General features: G+C 56.1%; 1 protein-coding gene and 3 tRNA genes. All 4 read left to right on the forward strand.

Features of this window, described 5'->3' with window-relative positions; translation table 11 throughout:
• Window positions 1-354: 354 nt before the first annotated feature.
• Window positions 355-440: transfer RNA gene (locus tag AC1RWI_RS38005), tRNA-Tyr, on the forward strand.
• Window positions 441-503: 63 nt separating this feature from the next.
• Window positions 504-577: transfer RNA gene (locus AC1RWI_RS38010), tRNA-Gly, on the forward strand.
• Between the two features lie 46 nt (window positions 578-623).
• A tRNA-Thr gene (locus tag AC1RWI_RS38015) sits at window positions 624-698 on the forward strand.
• 43 nt (window positions 699-741) lie between these two features.
• Window positions 742-917: GTP-binding protein (locus tag AC1RWI_RS38020; RefSeq protein WP_492376385.1), on the forward strand; the 176-nt coding region annotated here is incomplete at its 3' end.

Consider the following 917-nt stretch of genomic DNA (forward strand, 5'->3'; position numbering starts at 1 on the left):
CTCTCCCTTGAAACCCCCCAGTACGAAAGTACTGGGGGGTTTTGCTTTTGTGGCTGCGAAAAGTGCGATCGAAAGTGCAGCCAGGTTCTGGCAGCCGCCAGGCTCGTCAGCGCCGGCCGGGCCAGCGTCCGACGCCAAAGCGATGCCCGAGAGGCCGCCAGAAGCCGTTCTAGAGCCTCCGGCGAGCCCCTATAGGGTGAAGGTGTTCTTTATTGAATGCCGACGATGATGGTGCGATCGGGCAGCCTAGCTGGTGCCAGGTCAACGATCCAAGGCCTGTCCTTCCCTGCTTTGCATAGTACGGAAAGTGCTTGACAGCCAAGGAAAGTTACACCATAATCAGAAGTTCACTGCGGAGAGGTGCCCGAGTGGCTAAAGGGGGCAGACTGTAAATCTGTTGGCTTACGCCTACGTTGGTTCGAATCCAACCCTCTCCACCAAGAATTGCAAAGCAGTAGTGAGTGCCCGGTAGGTGTGGGTGAAGCAGAAAGCGTGGTAACCCGGCGGGTGTAGCTCAATGGTAGAGCAGAAGCCTTCCAAGCTTACGACGAGGGTTCGATTCCCTTCACCCGCTCCAAATTGCCCGGGTTCTTGCAGTTCTAAAAAAGCAGCATTCAAGTTTCGCCCATGTGGCTCAGTGGTAGAGCACTCCCTTGGTAAGGGAGAGGTCGGCAGTTCGATCCTGCCCATGGGCACCAAATACCGCACTAGCAATATCGCTACCGACACAGGAGTCGCGAAATGGCAAAGGAAAAGTTCTCGCGGACTAAACCGCACGTGAACGTTGGTACGATCGGTCACGTTGACCATGGTAAGACCACCCTGACGGCAGCAATTGCTACGGTGCTGGCAGCCAAGTTTGGCGGTTCGGCCAAGAAGTACGACGAAATCGACGCAGCGCCGGAAGAAAAGGCACG

This window comes from Cupriavidus sp. MPR-AND1C, from assembly GCF_058809705.1.